Annotated in this window: 15 protein-coding genes; 4 read left to right on the forward strand and 11 right to left on the reverse strand. The window is 70.9% G+C overall.

Going from position 1 to position 16,820, the window contains the following annotated elements; genetic code table 11:
• Positions 1-484 precede the first annotated feature (484 nt).
• Entirely contained in the window at positions 485-1,768 is a 1,284-nt protein-coding gene (gene tyrS, locus CSR00_RS26330; RefSeq protein ID WP_099025351.1) for a tyrosine--tRNA ligase, read from the reverse strand.
• Positions 1,769-1,798: 30 nt separating this feature from the next.
• Positions 1,799-2,413, reverse strand: a complete 615-nt coding sequence (locus CSR00_RS26335; protein ID WP_099025352.1) for a DNA-3-methyladenine glycosylase — start codon at positions 2,411-2,413, stop codon at positions 1,799-1,801.
• Positions 2,414-2,468: 55 nt separating this feature from the next.
• On the opposite strand from CSR00_RS26335, the gene CSR00_RS26340 reads away from it, so the two are divergent.
• From CSR00_RS26340 to CSR00_RS26350, 3 genes are read left to right on the forward strand one after another with little or no spacing between them, the layout of a single operon-like run.
• Positions 2,469-3,233: an ABC transporter ATP-binding protein gene (locus tag CSR00_RS26340; protein ID WP_099025353.1), complete on the forward strand. Its 765-nt coding sequence runs from the start codon at positions 2,469-2,471 to the stop codon at positions 3,231-3,233.
• Positions 3,167-3,985 carry an ABC transporter permease gene (locus tag CSR00_RS26345; protein WP_099025354.1) on the forward strand — a complete coding sequence of 273 codons (819 nt, stop codon included), beginning with the start codon at positions 3,167-3,169 and terminating at the stop codon, positions 3,983-3,985. The genes CSR00_RS26340 and CSR00_RS26345 overlap by 67 nt, the downstream gene beginning before the upstream one ends.
• Positions 3,986-3,989: 4 nt before the next feature.
• Positions 3,990-4,604, forward strand: coding sequence for a TetR/AcrR family transcriptional regulator (locus tag CSR00_RS26350; RefSeq protein ID WP_099025355.1), 615 nt, complete (start codon positions 3,990-3,992; stop codon positions 4,602-4,604).
• 73 nt (positions 4,605-4,677) lie between these two features.
• Here CSR00_RS26350 and CSR00_RS26355 read toward each other — a convergent pair whose 3' ends face one another.
• The 3 genes from CSR00_RS26355 to CSR00_RS26365 form a co-directional block, all read right to left on the reverse strand.
• Positions 4,678-4,875, reverse strand: coding sequence for a Trm112 family protein (locus tag CSR00_RS26355; RefSeq protein ID WP_099025356.1), 198 nt, complete (start codon positions 4,873-4,875; stop codon positions 4,678-4,680).
• Positions 4,876-4,889: 14 nt separating this feature from the next.
• Positions 4,890-5,375, reverse strand: coding sequence for a hypothetical protein (locus CSR00_RS26360; protein WP_099025357.1), 486 nt, complete (start codon positions 5,373-5,375; stop codon positions 4,890-4,892).
• Positions 5,376-5,472: 97 nt separating this feature from the next.
• The gene (locus CSR00_RS26365) at positions 5,473-8,535 is read right to left on the reverse strand and encodes an acyl-CoA synthetase (protein ID WP_099025358.1); all 3,063 of its coding nucleotides are present in this window, start codon (positions 8,533-8,535) and stop codon (positions 5,473-5,475) included.
• Positions 8,536-8,630: 95 nt separating this feature from the next.
• Between CSR00_RS26365 and CSR00_RS26370 the strand changes: the two genes are divergently transcribed.
• Complete coding sequence (locus CSR00_RS26370) at positions 8,631-10,499, forward strand: ABC-F family ATP-binding cassette domain-containing protein (RefSeq protein ID WP_099025359.1); 1,869 nt, start codon at positions 8,631-8,633, stop codon at positions 10,497-10,499.
• Positions 10,500-10,550: 51 nt separating this feature from the next.
• Here CSR00_RS26370 and argH read toward each other — a convergent pair whose 3' ends face one another.
• The 6 genes from argH to argB are packed head-to-tail and all read right to left on the reverse strand — an operon-like array spanning position 10,551 to position 16,792.
• Positions 10,551-11,978 carry an argininosuccinate lyase gene (argH, locus tag CSR00_RS26375; protein ID WP_099025365.1) on the reverse strand — a complete coding sequence of 476 codons (1,428 nt, stop codon included), beginning with the start codon at positions 11,976-11,978 and terminating at the stop codon, positions 10,551-10,553.
• A gap of 2 nt (positions 11,979-11,980) precedes the next feature.
• Positions 11,981-13,180, reverse strand: coding sequence for an argininosuccinate synthase (locus CSR00_RS26380; RefSeq protein WP_099025360.1), 1,200 nt, complete (start codon positions 13,178-13,180; stop codon positions 11,981-11,983).
• 60 nt (positions 13,181-13,240) lie between these two features.
• Complete coding sequence (locus tag CSR00_RS26385; protein ID WP_099025361.1) at positions 13,241-13,720, reverse strand: arginine repressor; 480 nt, start codon at positions 13,718-13,720, stop codon at positions 13,241-13,243.
• Complete coding sequence (gene argF / locus CSR00_RS26390) at positions 13,717-14,679, reverse strand: ornithine carbamoyltransferase (protein WP_099025362.1); 963 nt, start codon at positions 14,677-14,679, stop codon at positions 13,717-13,719. Before argF ends, CSR00_RS26385 begins: the two co-directional genes overlap by 4 nt.
• Positions 14,676-15,890 (reverse strand): acetylornithine transaminase, encoded by a 1,215-nt coding sequence (locus CSR00_RS26395; RefSeq protein WP_099025363.1) that lies wholly within the window; start codon positions 15,888-15,890, stop codon positions 14,676-14,678. The genes argF and CSR00_RS26395 overlap by 4 nt, the downstream gene beginning before the upstream one ends.
• Positions 15,887-16,792: an acetylglutamate kinase gene (gene argB / locus CSR00_RS26400; RefSeq protein ID WP_099025364.1), complete on the reverse strand. Its 906-nt coding sequence runs from the start codon at positions 16,790-16,792 to the stop codon at positions 15,887-15,889. The genes CSR00_RS26395 and argB overlap by 4 nt, the downstream gene beginning before the upstream one ends.
• Between the last annotated feature and the right edge of the window lie 28 nt (positions 16,793-16,820).

The raw sequence follows: 16,820 nt of genomic DNA on the forward strand, positions 1-16,820 counted from the left end.
GACCTAACAAAAACGACACCAAAAACTGGCATCAAAAAACCACACCCCAACACGGGGAGTCAGAGCATGGCAAAAAAACAACAAACAAAAACCACCAAACACACTATTGAGTTCTCAAACAACACGCCCGAGGGCAGTCCCCAGACCGCGCAACAGAACCGCGACCATTTCGGCCGCGATCTTGTGAGCGGACTAGTAGGAACACCCTGTTTACCAGGGTTATTCCCGGGGATGTCTCCGCGCTCTCCGGCGAGGCCGTGTCGCGGCGACGAGAGATAAGTTACGACGTTGGAAACTCGGAGTCAAATCGCCTGGTAGATCGGCATTTTCACGGGCACCGGTTCGGCGGTTGGGTGCCCACCCGGCGGCGCCGGGGGGCCCGGCGGTCCGGTGATGACACCAGGGCGGGGCGGCGTGCGGCCGTCGCGGCGCCGGCCGGCCACCACCGTGGTGTCACGCAGATCACCCCGATTTTTCGGGTTCGTCAGCCGACCTTCTGTACCCCGGCGACGTTGCGCTTGCCGCGGCGCAGCACCAGCCAGCGCCCGAACAGGAAATCCGAGGGCTCGGGAATCCATGCCTCGGAGGTGATCCGGACGTTGTTGACCGACACCCCGCCCTCGGCGACGGTGCGACGCGCCGCACCCTTGCTCGCCGAGAGCCCGCTGGCCACCAGCAGATCGACGATGCCGTCGGGTCCGCCCGGCGCCAGCTCGGCGACCTGGTTGTTACTCGCCTCCCGCAGTGCGGCGGCCAGCGTGGGTTCGTCGAGACCGCCCAACTCGCCGCGACCGAACAGGGCCTGGCTGGCGTGCTCGACCGCGCCGGTGGCCGCCTCCCCGTGCACCAGCGTGGTCAGCTCGCGGGCCAGCCGGCGCTGCGCCGCGCGCTCGTGCGGCTTCTCGGCGGTGGCCCGCTCCAGGTCGTCGAGCTCCTCGGGTGTCAGGAACGTGAACCAGCGCAGGTACCGCACGACGTCGGCGTCGGCGGTGTTGATGAAGTACTGGTACCAGGCGTATGGACTGGTCATCTCGGGGTCGAGCCACAGACTCCCACCGCCGGTGGACTTCCCGAACTTGGTTCCGTCGGCGGCGGTGACCAACGGCACGGTCAGCGCGTGCACCGTGGCCCCCAGCTTCTGCCTGACCAGGCGCACACCGGCGATGATGTTGCCCCACTGGTCCGAACCCCCGACCTGCAGCGAACACCCGTAGCGCCGATGCAGTTCGACGTAGTCGTTGGCCTGCAGCAGCATGTAGCTGAACTCGGTATAGGAGATGCCTTCGCCCTCCAGGCGGCGCCGGACGGTGTCGCGGTCCAGCATCACGTTGACCGAGAAGTGCTTGCCGAGGTCGCGCAGGAACTCGATCGCCGACAGTTCGGAGGTCCAGTTCAGGTTGTTCTCGACCACCGCCCCGGTGGGCGTGTCGCCGAAGTCCACGAACCGTTCCAGCTGGCCGCCGATCCGGTCCGACCACTCGGCCACGACATCGGCCGAGTTCAGGGTGCGCTCCCCGACGTCGCGGGGATCACCGATCATGCCGGTGGCGCCGCCGGCCAGCACGATCGGGCGATGGCCCGCGCGCTGGAACCGGCGCAACGCCAGCAGTGGGACCAGGTGCCCGGCGTGCAGGCTCGGTGCCGTGGGGTCGAACCCGGCGTACACGGTCAGCGGTCCGCGGTCGGCCTCCGCGCGCAGCGCGTCGAGGTCGGTGGACTGCGCGATCAGGCCGCGCCAGTTCAACTCGTCGAGAATCGTCGTGCCCATGGTGTTGATCTTCCCGCACGCGCGGCGAGCTCAGTCGCTGAGCCCGGGTGCCGGTGCCCGGGGGCTGCGCCGATAGGCCGAGACCTCGGGGTGTCCCGACAGCCAGAAACGCCAGGGCCGGTCGGCTGCCTTGCTGACACCGACCCGCGGCCCCGCCTCGACCTCGGCGGTCGCCGGCCCCAGGGCGAGGCGGATGTCCGAATGGACGTCGAACAGATCCGCTCCGTCGTCGCCCAGTGAGATGCCCAGCGCTGCGCAGAGGTTCCCGGGTCCGCGCGCCAGCGCGGCCGCACGCGGCCCGGGGCCGCGCCGCCCCCGGGCGCACTCCTCACCGGCGGTGATCGCCGCCGCGCGCACCAGTACCGCGGCCGCCGTCCCGTCGGGACCGCACGCGACGTTGGCGCAGACGTGGATCCCGTGGCTGCGGTAGGTGTACAGCCGGCCCGCGGGACCGAACATCACCCGGTTGCGCGGGCTGGGCCCGCGGTAGGAGTGTGCGGCGGCATCCGGCCACGGCCCGTCGGGCACGCCGCCGTAGGCCTCGACCTCAACGATCGTCGCGCACACACCCCGTCCCACCAGGGTCGCCCCGAGCAGTCGGCGCGCGGCGGTGACCGGGTCGGTGCCCAGATCGGCGGCGCTCATCCCAGAGATTGTGCCCGCCGTTGACAGTCGGCCGCCGGCGGTGGATATTCATCACATGATGAGTTCATCGAGCGATGAATTACTTCGGGACGGCGCCGAGCCCGCCGTCGACATCGACGCGCTGTGCGTGGTGCGGGGCAAGCGGCGCGCCCTCGCGGAGTTCTCGGTGCGCATCGCGGCGGGCACCATCACCGGTCTGCTCGGACCGTCCGGCTGCGGAAAGACGACGCTGATCCGCAGCATCGTGGGCACCCAGATCATCAAGTCCGGGACGGTCACCGTTCTGGGCCGGCCGGCCGGCAGTTCCGACCTGCGGCGCCGGGTGGGCTACATGCCCCAGGACCCGACCATCTACGACGATCTGCGAATCGTCGACAACGTCCGCTATTTCGCGGCCCTCTACGGCGCCGCGGCCCGCGATGTGGACGAGGCCATCGACGACGTCGGACTGGACGAGCACCGCACCGCGCTGTGTTCGGACCTGTCCGGCGGCCAACGCACCCGGGTGTCGTTGGCGTGTGCCCTGGTGACCCGGCCCGACCTGCTGGTCCTCGACGAGCCGACGGTCGGGCTGGACCCGCTGCTGCGGGTGGACCTGTGGGAACGCTTCCACCACCTGGCCCGTCGCGGCACGACCCTGCTGGTGTCCAGCCACGTCATGGACGAGGCCGAGAACTGCGACGACCTGCTGCTGATCCGCGACGGCCGGTTGCTGGCCCACACCAGCGCCGAGCGGCTACGAAAGGAGACCGGATGCACGTCACTGGAAGAGGCGTTCCTGTCCATCATCCGGCACAGCACCGCGCCCACAACCGGTTAGGGCTGCGCGGCTACACCGCGACCACCACCCGCATCCTGCGGCAACTGGCCGGCGACCACCGCAGCGTGGCGATGATCCTGCTGGTCCCGGTGCTGGTGATCGGCCTGATGTATTTCATGTTCGCCAACGTGCCGACCCGGCCGGGGGCGCCGCCGCCGTTCAACACCGCGTGCCTGATCCTGCTGGGCCTGTTCCCGCTGTTCGTGATGTTCCTGATCACCTCGATCACGATGCAGCGCGAACGCGCCTCGGGAACCCTGGAGCGCATCCTGGCCACGCCGCTGCGCCGCTTCGACCTGCTGGCCGGCTACGGCACCGCCTTCTCGCTGGCGGCCGCGGCCCAGGCGACGCTGGCCTGCGTCGTGTCGTTCTGGCTGCTGGGTTTTCAGACGCAGGGCAGCCCGGTGTGGGTGTTCGTCATCGCGGTGATCAACGCCGTCCTCGGCGTGGGGCTGGGCCTGCTGGCCAGCGCCTTCGCCCGGACCGAGTTCCAGGCGGTGCAGTTCATGCCCGTGTTCATCGTGCCGCAGCTGCTGCTGGCCGGGATCATCGTGCCGCGCGCGCAGATGCCGGCCTGGCTGGAGTGGATCAGCAACGTGATGCCGGCCAGCTACGCGCTGGAGGCGCTGCAGCAGGTCGACGCGCATCCCGAACTCACCGCTGTGGCCGTCCGCGACATCGTCGTCGTGCTCGCGTTCGCGCTGGCTTCCCTGGGTCTGGCCGCCGCCACTCTGCGGCGGCGGACCCCCTGAGCCCATGGCCGGCACGCACGGCGGGCCCAAGCGTCGCGGCCGACCGTCGGGTCCCGCGGGCGACACCAGGGAACGGATCCTGGCCAGTGCCCGTGACCTGTTCGCCCGCAACGGGATGGCAGCCACCTCGGTACGGGCCGTGGCGGCCGCCGCCGGTGTCGACGCGGCGCTGGTCCACCACTACTTCGGCACCAAGAAGAACCTGTTCACCGCGGCCATCGACATCCCCGTCGACCCCGACGTGGTGCTCGAGCGGGTGCGCGCGGTTCCCCTCGACGAACTCGGACGCACCATCCCCTCGGTGGTGCTGCCGCTGTGGGAGTACGAGGCCGGTGCGGGCATGAAGGCGGCGTTGCGCTCGGCCCTGGCCGGCGACCGCATCGCCATGTTCGAGGACTTCCTGCGCGAGATCGTGCTGGCCGAGGTCGCCCGACGCGTCGACGACCCGCCCGGCTTCGGAATCGTGCGTGCCGAATTCGTGGCCACCCAGGTGCTCGGGGTGGTGGTGGCGCGCCACATCGTGGAGCTGGAGCCGTTCGCGTCGCTGCCGCTGGAACAGATCATCGACACGATCGCGCCGAATCTGCAGCGCTACCTGACCGCCGACCTGCCCCGGTGAACGCAGCCCGTGTCACCGTGAGCGCAGCTCAGCATCACCGTGAGCGCAGCTCAGTATCACCCGTGAGCGCAGCTCAGTGACCCGCCGTCAGCCGCGCATGTTCCTCGTCATCGACCTCGCGGGCCTCGTCGATCAACAGCACCGGGATACCGTCCTCGATCCGGTAGGCCCGGCGCAGCCGCGGGTTGTACAGCACGGCACCGGCCTCGATCAGCGGGCCGTGATCGGCCGGGCAGACCAGGATGGACAGCAGTTTCGCGTCGAGCGCCACGATCGCGTCGCGGATCAGCGACCGGGCATCGGGAAGATCTCGGTCCCGTCACCGGCCATCGGGTTCCAGTTGGGGCCCCAGGGGCCGGCGTTCCAGCTGAAACCGATCGGGCCCTGAGAAGAGCTGCCGGACTGTGAACCCATCTGCGACTGCAGCTTGAGCTGGCCGGCGACCGTCGCCTGCAGCGCATCGATCAGGGGCTTCTGGTTGGGCCGCTTGTCCAGCGCGGCTTGCACGGCGTTGAGGTTGGCCTGCGTGGGCTTGTATCCCTGGGAGCGCAGCTTCAACGACTGGTTGAGCAGGTTGGCGACCTGCCCCGCGCCGGCGCCGGTGCTGAACTCCTGTTCGAGCTGGTCGAGCACGTCGGCCTGGGCGATTCCGGCGCCCATACCCAGGCTCACCGACAGCGCCAGTCCCACACCGGCGACACCGCCGGCGACGACGCGGCGCCAGCGCGAACCGACCCGGGTGGCGGACTGCTTGGACGTCGACCAGGTCATCGGGATTCCTCCAGCACGAAGTAGGTGGACTCGAAGGAGTCAGCGTCGAGCCTAACAGTGGTGTCGTCGGCCGGCACCGTGACGTTACCGGCTGGCGTTACCGGGCGGCCGGCTGCGCCGCGGCCCCGGCCAGCTCGTTGCGGACCGCCGCGGTCATCCGCTTGAACCGGCCGTCCTCGGCGTGCAGGTACCAGCTGTGGCGCCCCGGCTTGGGGACGCCGGCCTCGCGCAGGGCACCGACCATGGGCCGGTAGGTCGCCGACAGCGGCAGGTCCTCGACGACATGCACGATGTCGGGCCCCACTCCGATGGGCACGGCCGCGACGGCCTCGGTCAGATCCGCGGCGGTCACCGAGGCCCCCGGGCGCAGCGTGATCGCGGTGACCGCGAGCGCGGCATCGGTGTCGCCGTCGCCGACGGTGACGCCGTAGGTCACCGCGAGGTCCACCGCGCCGATCCCGCCGGCGGCATTGGTCACCGTCTCGGGGTAGACGATGCCGCGACGGGTGTGGATCAGGCCGCCCCGGCTGCCGGCCAGCCAGAAATCACCGTCCTCGTCGCGGCGGAACACGTAGTCGGTGGACACCCACGTGTCGGCGGCGGCGAACACCCCGCGTTTGACCGAGGCGGTCGGGTCGATGGGCCCGCGCGGCCGCGCCAGCAGCACGCCGACCTCGTCGGTCCCCGCGACCTGGACGAAACCGCGGTCGTCCTCGACGATGACGTCGTGCTCGGCGTCGTAGGCGGCGAGCTCGACCTGGCCACCGCCCGGCAGCGGGCGTCCCTTGCTGCCCACCTTGGCCGCCGAGACATTGGCCAGCACCGCCTGGCCGTCGGTGGTGGCGAAGAACTCCACCACCCGGGCCGGGGCGAACGCCTCGGTGACCCGCCGCCACAGGCTGGTGGGCATGCCGGAGCCGATGAACACCCGCACCGGATGGTTTCCGTGCAGCGCGAAACCGGGGTCGTCGATGACGTCACGCAGCATCGCCCAGGTGTAGGTCACCACCGTCACGCCGTACTGGCGGACCTCGGAGACGAACGTCTGCGGGCACAGCCCCCGCGACAACGCGATGCGCGCCCCGCCGACCACCGCACCGCCGAGGGCCACCAGCAGGCCGGACTGGTGGTGCAGCGGGGTCAGGCAGTACACCGTGTCGCCGTGTCCCAGCGCCGCGGTCGAGGCCGTCCCGAACGCCGACAGCGCCCACCGGAAGTTGGTGATCTGCTTGGCCACCAGCTCGCCGTTGACGGTGCTGAAGGCGATGAACGCCTGATCCCGGGCCAGGCCCGGGTTGGGCCGGTACCAGCCCGGCAGCGCGACGGTGTCGGGGTCGATCTGCTCCATGTCGATGACGTCGGCGTCGTCGTCGGCGGAAAGGTCCAGGGCCCGCGAGTCGCCGCCGCCGAGCACCAGCACCTGCACCGACAGCCGGCGCGCGGCCTCCAGATTGGTCGGGTCGGTGAGGACCTCGGTGACCCCGCCCAGCCGCACCGCCTCGGCGAGGTCGCCGTCCGGGGGCATCAGCACCGCCACCGCACCCAGGCGTGACAGCGCGGCGATGGCCACCAGGGCGCTGGGCCGGGTGGCCATCAGGACACCGACGTGTTCGCCCTGCCGCACGCCCACGTCGATCAGGCCGCGGACCACGTTGTTGATCCGGCGGTCCACCGCCTCGTAGGTGTGCACGCGGCCGTCGAACAGCAGGAACTCGCCGTCGGGGGTGCCGCTGGCCTGCTCGGCGATGATGCGGCCCAGGGAGATGCGGGTGTGGTCGTTGATCTGGCCCAGCCGGGTCAGCCTCGGCAGCGTGCGTGCCGTCTCGACCGCCAGCGTGCGCAGCGACTTGTTGGCCGCCACCACGGCGCCGGCGGCACCCTTGGCCAGCGACAACGCGACCTCGGAGGCCTCCCCCACGCCGTGCACCAGCCGTGAGGCCAGCGGGACACCGCTGTCGCCGGGCTCATCCGGCTGGTCCTCCATCGGCACGACGTTGGCCGGTCTGGAGGTCTGCCCGGCCAGCCACAGCACCCAGTCGGCGACCGTCGGCCAGGTGATCTCGGAGGCCTTGGAGCCCACCACGAGCCCGAAGTGGCCGGCACGCAGGGTGGTCTCGTAGACCTCGGCGCTGGGGGCGGCCCGACGGATGCCCCGGACCGAGGCCGGCTGCCCGATGTCGTCGACCTCGCCGATGAAGGCCAGCACGGGGCAGGTGATGTCGGTCAGCGTCACCAGCTGGCCGTTGATCGCGAAGCCGCCCGTCATCATCCGGTTGTGGGCGATGAACTGCTTGAGCAACTCGGAGATCGCGGGCCCCGACCAGGCGATCCAGCCCTCCGAATCCAGGAACCGGCGCTGCTGCTCGCGCGGCAGCAACGCCTCGCGGTCGTGGAGCTGGCGCAGGAAGTCGATGCGCGCCTTGGCGGTCTTGAGCGGATCCATCATCTGGAAGCCCATCCGCGCCATCCAGCCCTGGATGTCCAACCGGTTGAACACGTGATCGGCCATGAAGTCCGCCGTGACGGCCCCGAGGTTGGGCGGGATCCCCATGGGCAGCGCCGCCAGCGTGTCCACCGGGGAGCCGAACGCGATGATGCTGGCCACGTCCTTGGACCGCCGGTAGGCCACCGTCTGGTAGCAGAACATCCCGCCCTGGGAGTAGCCGGCGACATGTACGTCGCAGCCGGTGGCGTTCTTGACGGTGTCGATCGCCTCGCTCAGCGCCACCAGGTGGTCGGCCAGGGTCCGGCGCATACCGCCCTCGACCTTGTCGGGCTCCCCGAAGTCGATCACCCAGGGATCCAGGCCCGCCTCGTGCAGGATGCCCACCGCGCCCTCGGCGCGGGTGACGTCCCACATGTTCGCCGACATCATCATCGGGTGCACCATCAGCACCGGCGGGCCCACCTGGGCGCGGCCGGGCCGGTTGTCGGGCGGAAAATAGCGCCGGAGCTTGTACATCGGAACGCTCTCGACGATCTGGTAGGGCGAGGGCACCGCGCCGGTCTCCAGCCCCCCGAGCCGCAGCACCTCCAGGCCGTTCTGGGCCGTCGCCACCAGGCGTCCGACCGGTCTGGTCACCGCCGATAAGTTCAGATCCACCCGATCTCCCCTACAACACGCTCCTCGTGTGCCCCGACAGCCTGCACATTCTGGCATACGCCACGGGGAGGCTCGGCGGCTTTCGCCACGCCCACAGCCACCCCCACAGCCACCCCCGCGCCCGCTCCGCTGGGCCGATAGGGTCGGCGGCGATGGCACACCTGCTCGGCGCCGAAGGCCTGCACCTGCAATACCCGACCCGTGTCGTGTTCGACTCGGTGTCACTGGGCGTCGACGACGGCGACCGCATCGGCATCGTCGGGCGCAACGGCGACGGCAAGTCCAGCCTGCTGCGCATGCTGACCGGGGCCGTGACCCCCGACTCCGGGCGCGTCACCTGGCGCAGCGGGGTCCGCGTCGGGGCGCTGGAGCAGGCCGACGTGCTCGACGACGACCAGACGGTGGGGCGGGCACTCGTCGGCGGCCTGGCCGAACACGAGTGGGCCGGCGATGCGCGGGTGCGCGACGTGGTCGGCGGCCTGGTCGCCGACATCGACTGGGGCGCGGCCGTGGGCACGCTGTCGGGCGGTCAGCGCCGCCGCGTGCAGCTGGCCGCCCTGCTGATCGACGACTGGGACGTGGTGGCCCTCGACGAGCCCACCAACCACCTCGACATCGAGGGCATCACCTGGCTGGCCGCGCACCTGAAGGCGCGCTGGGCCCGCAACACCGGCGGACTGCTGGTGGTCACCCACGACCGATGGTTCCTCGACGAGGTCGCGACCACCACCTGGGAGGTGCACGACGGGCTGGTCGAGCCGTTCGACGGCGGCTACGCCGCCTACGTGCTGCAGCGGGTGGAACGCGACCGGATCGCCGCGGCGGCCGAGGCCAAGCGGCAGAACCTGATGCGCAAGGAGCTGGCGTGGCTGCGACGGGGGGCACCCGCGCGCACCTCGAAACCGAAGTTCCGCATCGACGCCGCCAACGCGCTGATCTCCGACGTCCCTCCCCTGCGCAATGACGTCGAGCTGGCCAAGCTGGCCACCGCCCGCCTCGGCAAGGACGTCATCGACCTGCTCGACGCGTCGGTCTCCTATGCGGGCAAGCCGGTGCTGCGCGAGGTCGAGTGGCGGATCGGCCCCGGCGAACGGACCGGGATCCTGGGCGCCAACGGCGCCGGCAAGTCCACGCTGCTCGGCCTGATCGCCGGGACGGTGGTGCCGGATTCCGGGCGGGTCAAGCGCGGCAAGACGGTGCAGCTGGCCATGCTCGACCAGCAGGCCGGCGTGCTGGCCGGCCTCGAAGACGACCTGGTGCGCGAGGTGCTGGGCCGGTTGAAGAGCGGCTATCAGGTCGACGGGCGCGACCTGACCCCGGCCCAGCTGCTGGAGCGGCTCGGCTTCGCCCGCGCCGAGCTCTCGGCCCGGGTGGGTGATCTCTCCGGCGGGCAGCGGCGGCGCCTGCAGCTGATGCTGACGCTGCTGGCCGAGCCCAACGTGCTGATCCTCGACGAGCCCACCAACGACGTCGACACCGACATGCTGGCCGCCACCGAGGACCTGCTGGACTCCTGGCCGGGCACCCTGATCGTGGTGTCCCACGACCGGTACCTGCTGGAGCGGGTCACCGACCAGCAGTACGCGATCCTCGACGGACACCTGCGCCACCTGCCCGGGGGCGTCGAGGAGTATCTGCGTCTGGCCGCGGCCCGGTCGGCGTCGCGACCCGGGCCCACCGGCGAGGGTTCCGGCACCAGTCCCGGCCACACTGCCGGTAATGGCGCCGGCGGTGCTGCCGGTAATGGCGCCGGCGGCGCTGCCGGTAATGGCGCCGGCGGCGCTCCCGCACGGGCTCTGTCCGGCGCCGAACTGCGCAGCATCGAGAAGGAGATCTCCTCGATCGACCGCTCGTTGGCCAGACTGTCCGAGCAGGTCGCGGCCAAACACGAGGAGCTCGCCGCCCACGACCAGACCGACCACGTCGGCCTGGGAAACCTCACCGGGCAGCTGCGTGAGCTCGAGGATCGCATCGCCGAGCAGGAAACTCGCTGGCTGGAGCTCTCCGAGCAGCTGGAGTGACCCGGCCCGACCCGATGGCCAGGAGCGACCCGGACCTCAGCGACGGGGACCTCAGCGCGAGAGCCGGATCCGCATCTCCTCGACCGCGCGGTGCACCAGTCCGAGTTGCTCGGCCACCTGCACCGGTGCGGTGCCGCCGCGGGCGCTGCGGGAATCGACCGAACCCTCGACGGTGAGCACCTCGCGCACCTCGGGTGTCAGATCGGGGTTGATCGCGGCCAGATCGTCGTCGGTCAGGTCCTCCAGGCCGATCCCTCGGCCCTCGGCCACCCGCACCGCGGCGCCGGCGGCCTCGTGGGCGACCCGGAACGGCACACCGCGGCGCACCAGCCATTCGGCGACGTCGGTGGCCAGGGTGTAGCCGGCCGGGGCCAGCGCGGCCATCCGCTGCTCGTCGAAGGTCAGGGTGCGCACCAGGCCGGCCATCGCCGGCAGCAGCAGCTCGAGCTGGGCCACCGAATCGAACACCGGTTCCTTGTCCTCCTGCAGGTCACGGTTGTAGGCCAACGGCTGGGCCTTCAGCGTGGCCAGCAGCCCGGTCAGGTTGCCGATCAACCTGCCGGACTTGCCCCGCGCCAGCTCGGCGATGTCGGGGTTCTTCTTCTGCGGCATGATCGAACTGCCGGTCGACCACGCGTCGTGCAGGGTCACATACCCGAACTCGGTGGAGCTCCACAGGATGATGTCCTCGGCCAGCCGGGACAGGTCCACGCCGATCTGGGCGAAGACGTAGGCCGCCTCGGCGGCGAAATCACGCGAGGCGGTCGCGTCGATCGAGTTGTCGGCGGCCGCGGCGAACCCGAGCTCGGCGGCGATCGAGTCGGGATCGAGCCCCAGCGACGACCCGGCCAGCGCGCCGGAACCGTAGGGCGAGATGGCGGTGCGGTCGTCGAAGTCGACGATGCGGTCCACGTCGCGTAAAAGCGGGTGGGCGTGCGCGAGCAGGTGGTGGGCCAGCAGCACCGGTTGCGCCGACTGCAGATGCGTCTTGCCCGGCATGATCGCGGTCGGGTGCGCCGCGGCCTGCACGCTCAGCGCGCCCACCACGTCCAGCAGTCCGTTCGCGACACGGCGCACCGCGTCGCGCAGCCACATCCGGAACAGCGTGGCGACCTGGTCGTTGCGGGAGCGCCCGGCGCGCAGCCGCCCCCCGAGTTCGGGCCCCACCCGGTCGATCAGCCCGCGCTCCAGCGCGCCGTGCACGTCCTCGTCGGTGGGGATCGGGCCGAAGCTGCCGTCGGCGACGTCGCTGCCCAGGCTGTCCAGCCCGGCCAGCAGCCCGTCGCGTTGGTCGTCGGTGAGCAGTCCCGCGCGGTGCAGCACCCGGGCGTGGGCCTTGGAGGCCCGCACGTCATAGGGCGCCAGCGCCCAGTCGAAGTGGGTGGACTTGCTCAGCGCCGCCAGCGCGTCGGCGGGCCCGGCGGCGAACCGGCCGCCCCACAGCGCACCCTCGTTGGTGCCCCCCTCGTTGGTGCTCAAGGTCACAGACCCAGATCGCGTTTGGCGGCGATCTTCGACGACAACCCGTGCACGTGCACGAAGCCCCTGGCGCTGGACTGGTCGAAGGAGTCACCCTCGTCGTAGGTGGCCAGGTTGAAGTCGTAGAGCGACTCCGCGCTGCGCCGTCCGTTGACGGCGATGTGCCCGCCGTGCAGCACCATCCGGACCTCGCCGGTGACATGCTCCTGGGTGGTGGCCACGAACGACTCCAGCGCGGTCTTCAGCGGCGAGTACCACAGCCCGTCGTAGACCAGTTCGCCCCAGCGCTGGTCGGTCATCCGCTTGAAGCGGCCCAGCTCGCGTTCCAGGGTGACGTGCTCGAGCTCGGTGTGCGCGGTGATCAGCACCATGGCGCCCGGCGCCTCGTAGATCTCGCGGCTCTTGATGCCCACCAGGCGGTCCTCGACGACGTCGAGCCGTCCCACCCCCTGCGCACCGGCGCGCCGGTTGAGCTCGACGATGGCCTCCAGCACCGTCACCGATTGACCGTCGACGGACACCGGGACGCCGCGCTCGAACCCGACGATCACCTCGTCGGGGGTGCGCCAGTTGACCGTCGGGTCCTCGGTGTAGTCGTAGACGTCCTTGGTGGGCGCGTTCCACAGGTGCTCGAGGAAGCCGGTCTCCACCGCGCGGCCCCACACGTTCTGGTCGATGGAGAACGGAGAACGCTTGGTGACGTTGATCGGGATGGCGTTCTCCTCGGCGAACGCGATGGCCTTCTCCCTGGTCCAGGCGTAGTCGCGCACCGGGGCGAGCACCTCCAGATCCGGTGCCAGCGACGCGAACCCGACCTCGAACCGGACCTGGTCGTTGCCCTTGCCCGTGCAGCCGTGGGCGACGATGCCGCCAGCGTGTTCACGGGCGGCGGCCACCAGGTGCTTGACGATCAGCGGGCGGCTGATCGCCGACACCAGCGGGTAGCGGTCCATGTAGAGCGCGTTGGACTGGATGGTCGGCAGGCAGTACTGCTCGGCGAACTCGTCGCGGGCGTCGACGACGACGGCCTCCACGGCGCCGCAGTCGAGGGCACGCTGGCGCACCACCTCCATGTCCTCGCCGCCCTGGCCGAGGTCGATGGCCACCGCGACGACTTCGCGGCCGGTCTCCTTGCCGATCCAGCTGATGGCCACCGAGGTGTCCAGACCACCGGAATACGCCAGGATGACGCGCTCGGACATGAACCAATCTCCTTGCTAGTAGGGGCTAGTGGGGGCTTGGGGCCCCGGGTGTGGGCTGCGCTAGCGCAGCTTCTCGATGGTGTCGGCCAGTTCGGCCCCGGTCATGGGTTCGCGCGCCACCACCAGGATGGTGTCGTCGCCGGCGATGGTCCCGACCACGTACGGCAGCGACGCGCGGTCGATGGCACTGGCCAGGTAGTGCGCCGCGCCCGGCGGCGTGCGCAGCACCGCGAGGTTGCCGCTGGCGTCGGTGGACACCAGCAGGTCCGACAGCAGCCGCGAGACCCGTTCGGTGCCCCCGGAGACGCCGCGAACCGGGCTGCCGTCCTCGGGCACGACATAGGCTCCCACACCGCCGTCGGCGGCGCGCAGCTTGACCGCGCCGAGTTCCTCCAGGTCCCGCGACAGCGTGGCCTGGGTGACGTCGATGCCCTCACCGGCCAGCAGCGCGGCCAGTTCGCTCTGGCTGTGCACCTGGCGTTCCGACAGCAGCGCGATGATGCGGGCCTGGCGCCCGGCGCGGGTCCCGGCCACGGTCATCGGGACCGCTCCAGCAGCCACACCAGCAGTGCCTTCTGGGCGTGCAGCCGGTTCTCGGCCTCGTCCCAGACCGCGCTGTGGGCGCCGTCGATGACCTCGTCGGTGATCTCGTGGCCGCGGTGGGCGGGCAGGCAGTGCAGCACGACGGCCTCGGAGTCGGCGTGGCTCAACAGTGCGTCGTTGACCTGGAACGGGCGGAACGGGCGGACCCGGTCCAGGCCGTCGTTCTCCTGACCCATCGAGGTCCAGGTGTCGGTGACCAGGACGTCGGCGCCGGTGGCGGCAGCGATCGGATCGGTGGTCAGCGACACCGAGGCGCCGGTCTGCTCGGCGCGGTGCTCGGCGGCGGCGACGATCCCCGGCTCCGGGTCGAACCCGTGCGGGGCGGCGACGGTGACGTGCATCCCGGCGGTGACCCCGCCGAGCATCAGCGAGTGCGCCATGTTGTTGGCGCCGTCACCGAGATAGGTCATCCGCAGACCGGCCAGCGAGCCCTTCCTCTCGGCCAGCGTCTGCAGATCTGCCAGCACCTGGCAGGGGTGGAACTCGTCGGAGAGCGCGTTGACGATCGGCACCGTCGAACCGGTGGCCATGGCGGTCAGCCGCTCCTGGGCGAAGGTCCGCCACACGATCGCGTCGACGTAGCGGGACAACACCTGGCCGGTGTCCTCCAGCGTCTCCTCCCGGCCCAGCTGGGTGCTGCGTCCGTCGACGACGATCGCGTGCCCGCCGAGCTGGGCGATGCCCATCTCGAAGGAGAACCGGGTGCGGGTGGAGTTCTTCTCGAAGATCACCGCCACCCCACGCGGACCCTCCAGGGTGCGCCGGCTCAGCGGAGCCCGCTTGAGCTCGGCGGCCAGGGCCAGCACCTCGGCCTGTTCGGCCGGCGACAGGTCGTCGTCGCGCAGGAAGTGGCGAATCCCGGTGGTCGGCGGCGCCCCGGTCACCGGGGCGCTCATGCCTGCCCTCCCGCGGTGTCGAGGATGCCGGGAACCGCGGCGACGAACTCGTCGAGCTGGGCCTCGGTGATGATCAGCGGCGGCGCCAGCCGCACCACGTCGGGTGCCGCGGCGTTGACCAGGAAGCCGGCCTCGCGGGCGGCGGTCTCGGCGGCCTTGGCCACCGGCTCGGAGAGCACCACGCCCTGCAGCAGCCCCTTGCCGCGCACGTGGTCGACCAGGGGGTGCTCCAGCGCCTCGATCGCGGAGCCGAGGTGCTTGCCCAGCGCGCCGGCCCGGTTCACGAGATCCTCGGCGGCCAGGGTGCGCAACACCGCCAGCGCGGCCGCGGTACACACCGTGTTGCCCCCGAAGGTGCTGCCGTGCAGCCCGGGGGTCAGCAGGTCGGCGGTGTCGCCGATGGCCAGGCACGCCCCGATCGGCAGTCCCCCGCCCAGCCCCTTGGCCAGGGTCACCAGGTCGGGGGTGATGCCGTCGTGCTGGTGGGCGAAGAACGCGCCGGTGCGCCCCACGCCGGTCTGGACCTCGTCGAGGGCCAGCAGGGCGCCGTGCCGGGTGGTGATCTCGCGGGCGGCGGCCAGATACCCCGCGGGCGGGACCACCACGCCCCCCTCGCCCATGATGGGCTCGAGGAAGACCGCGGCCGTCCGGTCGTCGACGGCGCGGGCCAGGGCCTCGGTGTCGCCGTAGGGCACGAAGGTGACCTCGCCGGGCAGCGGCTCGAACGGGGCCCGCTTGCTGGGTTGACCGGTCAGCGCCAGCGAACCCATGGTGCGGCCGTGGAATCCGCCCTCGGCCGCGACGAGCCTGGTCCGCCCGGTGAGCCTGGTGATCTTGAACGCCACCTCGTTGGCCTCGGTGCCGGAGTTGCAGAAGAACACCCGGGCCCCCTGGTCGGGGTTGCCGAGCTGGCCCACCAGCGCCTCGGCCAGCGCGATGCCCGGCTCGGTCGCGTACAGGTTGGAGGTGTGCCCGAGCGTGTTCAGCTGGGCGGTGACGGCCTCGATCACCGCGGGGTGGCGGTGCCCGAGCAGGTTGACCGCGATGCCGCCGAGCAGGTCCAGGTAGGTCCTGCCGTCCGGATCGCTGACCACCGCCCCCCGGCCGGCGGCCAGCGCCAACGGCGGGGTGCCGTAGTTGTTCATCATCACCGCCGACCACCGCTGCCGCAGATCCGCGGTCTCGGGGTGTTGCACGGTGTCCTGTGTCATGCGCCGACCACCTTCGTCCCGGTCCCCTCGTCAGTGAACAGTTCCACCAGCACGCAGTGCTCGACGCGGCCGTCGATGATGTGCGCGCTGGGCACGCCGCCCTCCACGGCCCGCAGGCACGCCTCGATCTTGGGCACCATGCCGCTCTCCAGGCGCGGCAGCACCTGGGTGAGTGCGGCGGTGTCGATCTCGGTGACCAGTGAGGTGCGGTCGGGCCAGTCGGTGTACAGGCCCTCGACGTCGGTGAGCATCAACAGCTTCTCGGCGCCCAGCGCCTCGGCCAGCGCGGCCGCGGCGGTGTCGGCGTTGATGTTGTGCACCACGCCGTCGGCGTCCGGGGCGATGGTCGAGACCACCGGGATCCGGCCCGCGCCGATCAGGTCGCGCACCGCGTCGGTGTTGACCCGGTCGACGTCGCCGACCAGGCCGATGTCGGTGGCCGTCCCGTCGACCAGGACGCTGCGCCGCACGGCGGTGAACAGTCCGGCGTCCTCGCCAGTGATGCCCACCGCGTAGGGCCCGTGGGCGTTGATCAGCCCCACGAGCTCGCGGCCCACCTGGCCGAACAACACCATCCGGGCCACGTCGAGCACCTCGGGGGTGGTGACCCGGAAGCCCCCCTTGAAGTCGCCGGCGATACCGAGCCGCTTGAGCATGGCGCTGATCTGCGGCCCCCCGCCGTGCACGACCACGGGGTGGATCCCGCAGTTGCGCAGGAACACCATGTCCGCGGCGAAGGCGGTCTTGAGGGTGGCGTCGGTCATCGCGTTGCCGCCGTACTTGACCACGACGGTGCGTCCGTGCAGCTGCTTGAGCCAGGGCAGGGCCTCGGCCAGCACGGTGGCCTTAGTAGCCTTGCTGGCCTGGGGGGCCTGGGGGGCCGTGCTGGCCCTGTCTCTTATACTCCTCTGACGCTGCCAGCGATACCAC

Origin of the sequence: Mycolicibacterium palauense (assembly GCF_002592005.1) — a bacterium.
GTDB classification, from domain to species: Bacteria; Actinomycetota; Actinomycetes; order Mycobacteriales; family Mycobacteriaceae; genus Mycobacterium; species Mycobacterium palauense.

What these genes read in the sequence shown, in the direction of transcription:
- CSR00_RS26385 (WP_099025361.1), bottom strand. Translation starts at nt 13,720, where the DNA reads ATGACCGTGGCCGGGACCCGCGCCGGGCGCCAGGCCCGCATCATCGCG.
- argF (WP_099025362.1), bottom strand. Translation starts at nt 14,679, where the DNA reads ATGAGCGCCCCGGTGACCGGGGCGCCGCCGACCACCGGGATTCGCCAC.
- tyrS (WP_099025351.1), bottom strand. Translation starts at nt 1,768, where the DNA reads ATGGGCACGACGATTCTCGACGAGTTGAACTGGCGCGGCCTGATCGCG.
- CSR00_RS26380 (WP_099025360.1), bottom strand. Translation starts at nt 13,180, where the DNA reads ATGTCCGAGCGCGTCATCCTGGCGTATTCCGGTGGTCTGGACACCTCG.
- CSR00_RS26345 (WP_099025354.1), top strand. Translation starts at nt 3,167, where the DNA reads ATGCACGTCACTGGAAGAGGCGTTCCTGTCCATCATCCGGCACAGCAC.
- CSR00_RS26395 (WP_099025363.1), bottom strand. Translation starts at nt 15,890, where the DNA reads ATGACACAGGACACCGTGCAACACCCCGAGACCGCGGATCTGCGGCAG.
- CSR00_RS26365 (WP_099025358.1), bottom strand. Translation starts at nt 8,535, where the DNA reads ATGCCAGAATGTGCAGGCTGTCGGGGCACACGAGGAGCGTGTTGTAGG.
- CSR00_RS26370 (WP_099025359.1), top strand. Translation starts at nt 8,631, where the DNA reads ATGGCACACCTGCTCGGCGCCGAAGGCCTGCACCTGCAATACCCGACC.
- CSR00_RS26350 (WP_099025355.1), top strand. Translation starts at nt 3,990, where the DNA reads ATGGCCGGCACGCACGGCGGGCCCAAGCGTCGCGGCCGACCGTCGGGT.
- CSR00_RS26335 (WP_099025352.1), bottom strand. Translation starts at nt 2,413, where the DNA reads ATGAGCGCCGCCGATCTGGGCACCGACCCGGTCACCGCCGCGCGCCGA.
- CSR00_RS26340 (WP_099025353.1), top strand. Translation starts at nt 2,469, where the DNA reads ATGATGAGTTCATCGAGCGATGAATTACTTCGGGACGGCGCCGAGCCC.
- CSR00_RS26360 (WP_099025357.1), bottom strand. Translation starts at nt 5,375, where the DNA reads ATGACCTGGTCGACGTCCAAGCAGTCCGCCACCCGGGTCGGTTCGCGC.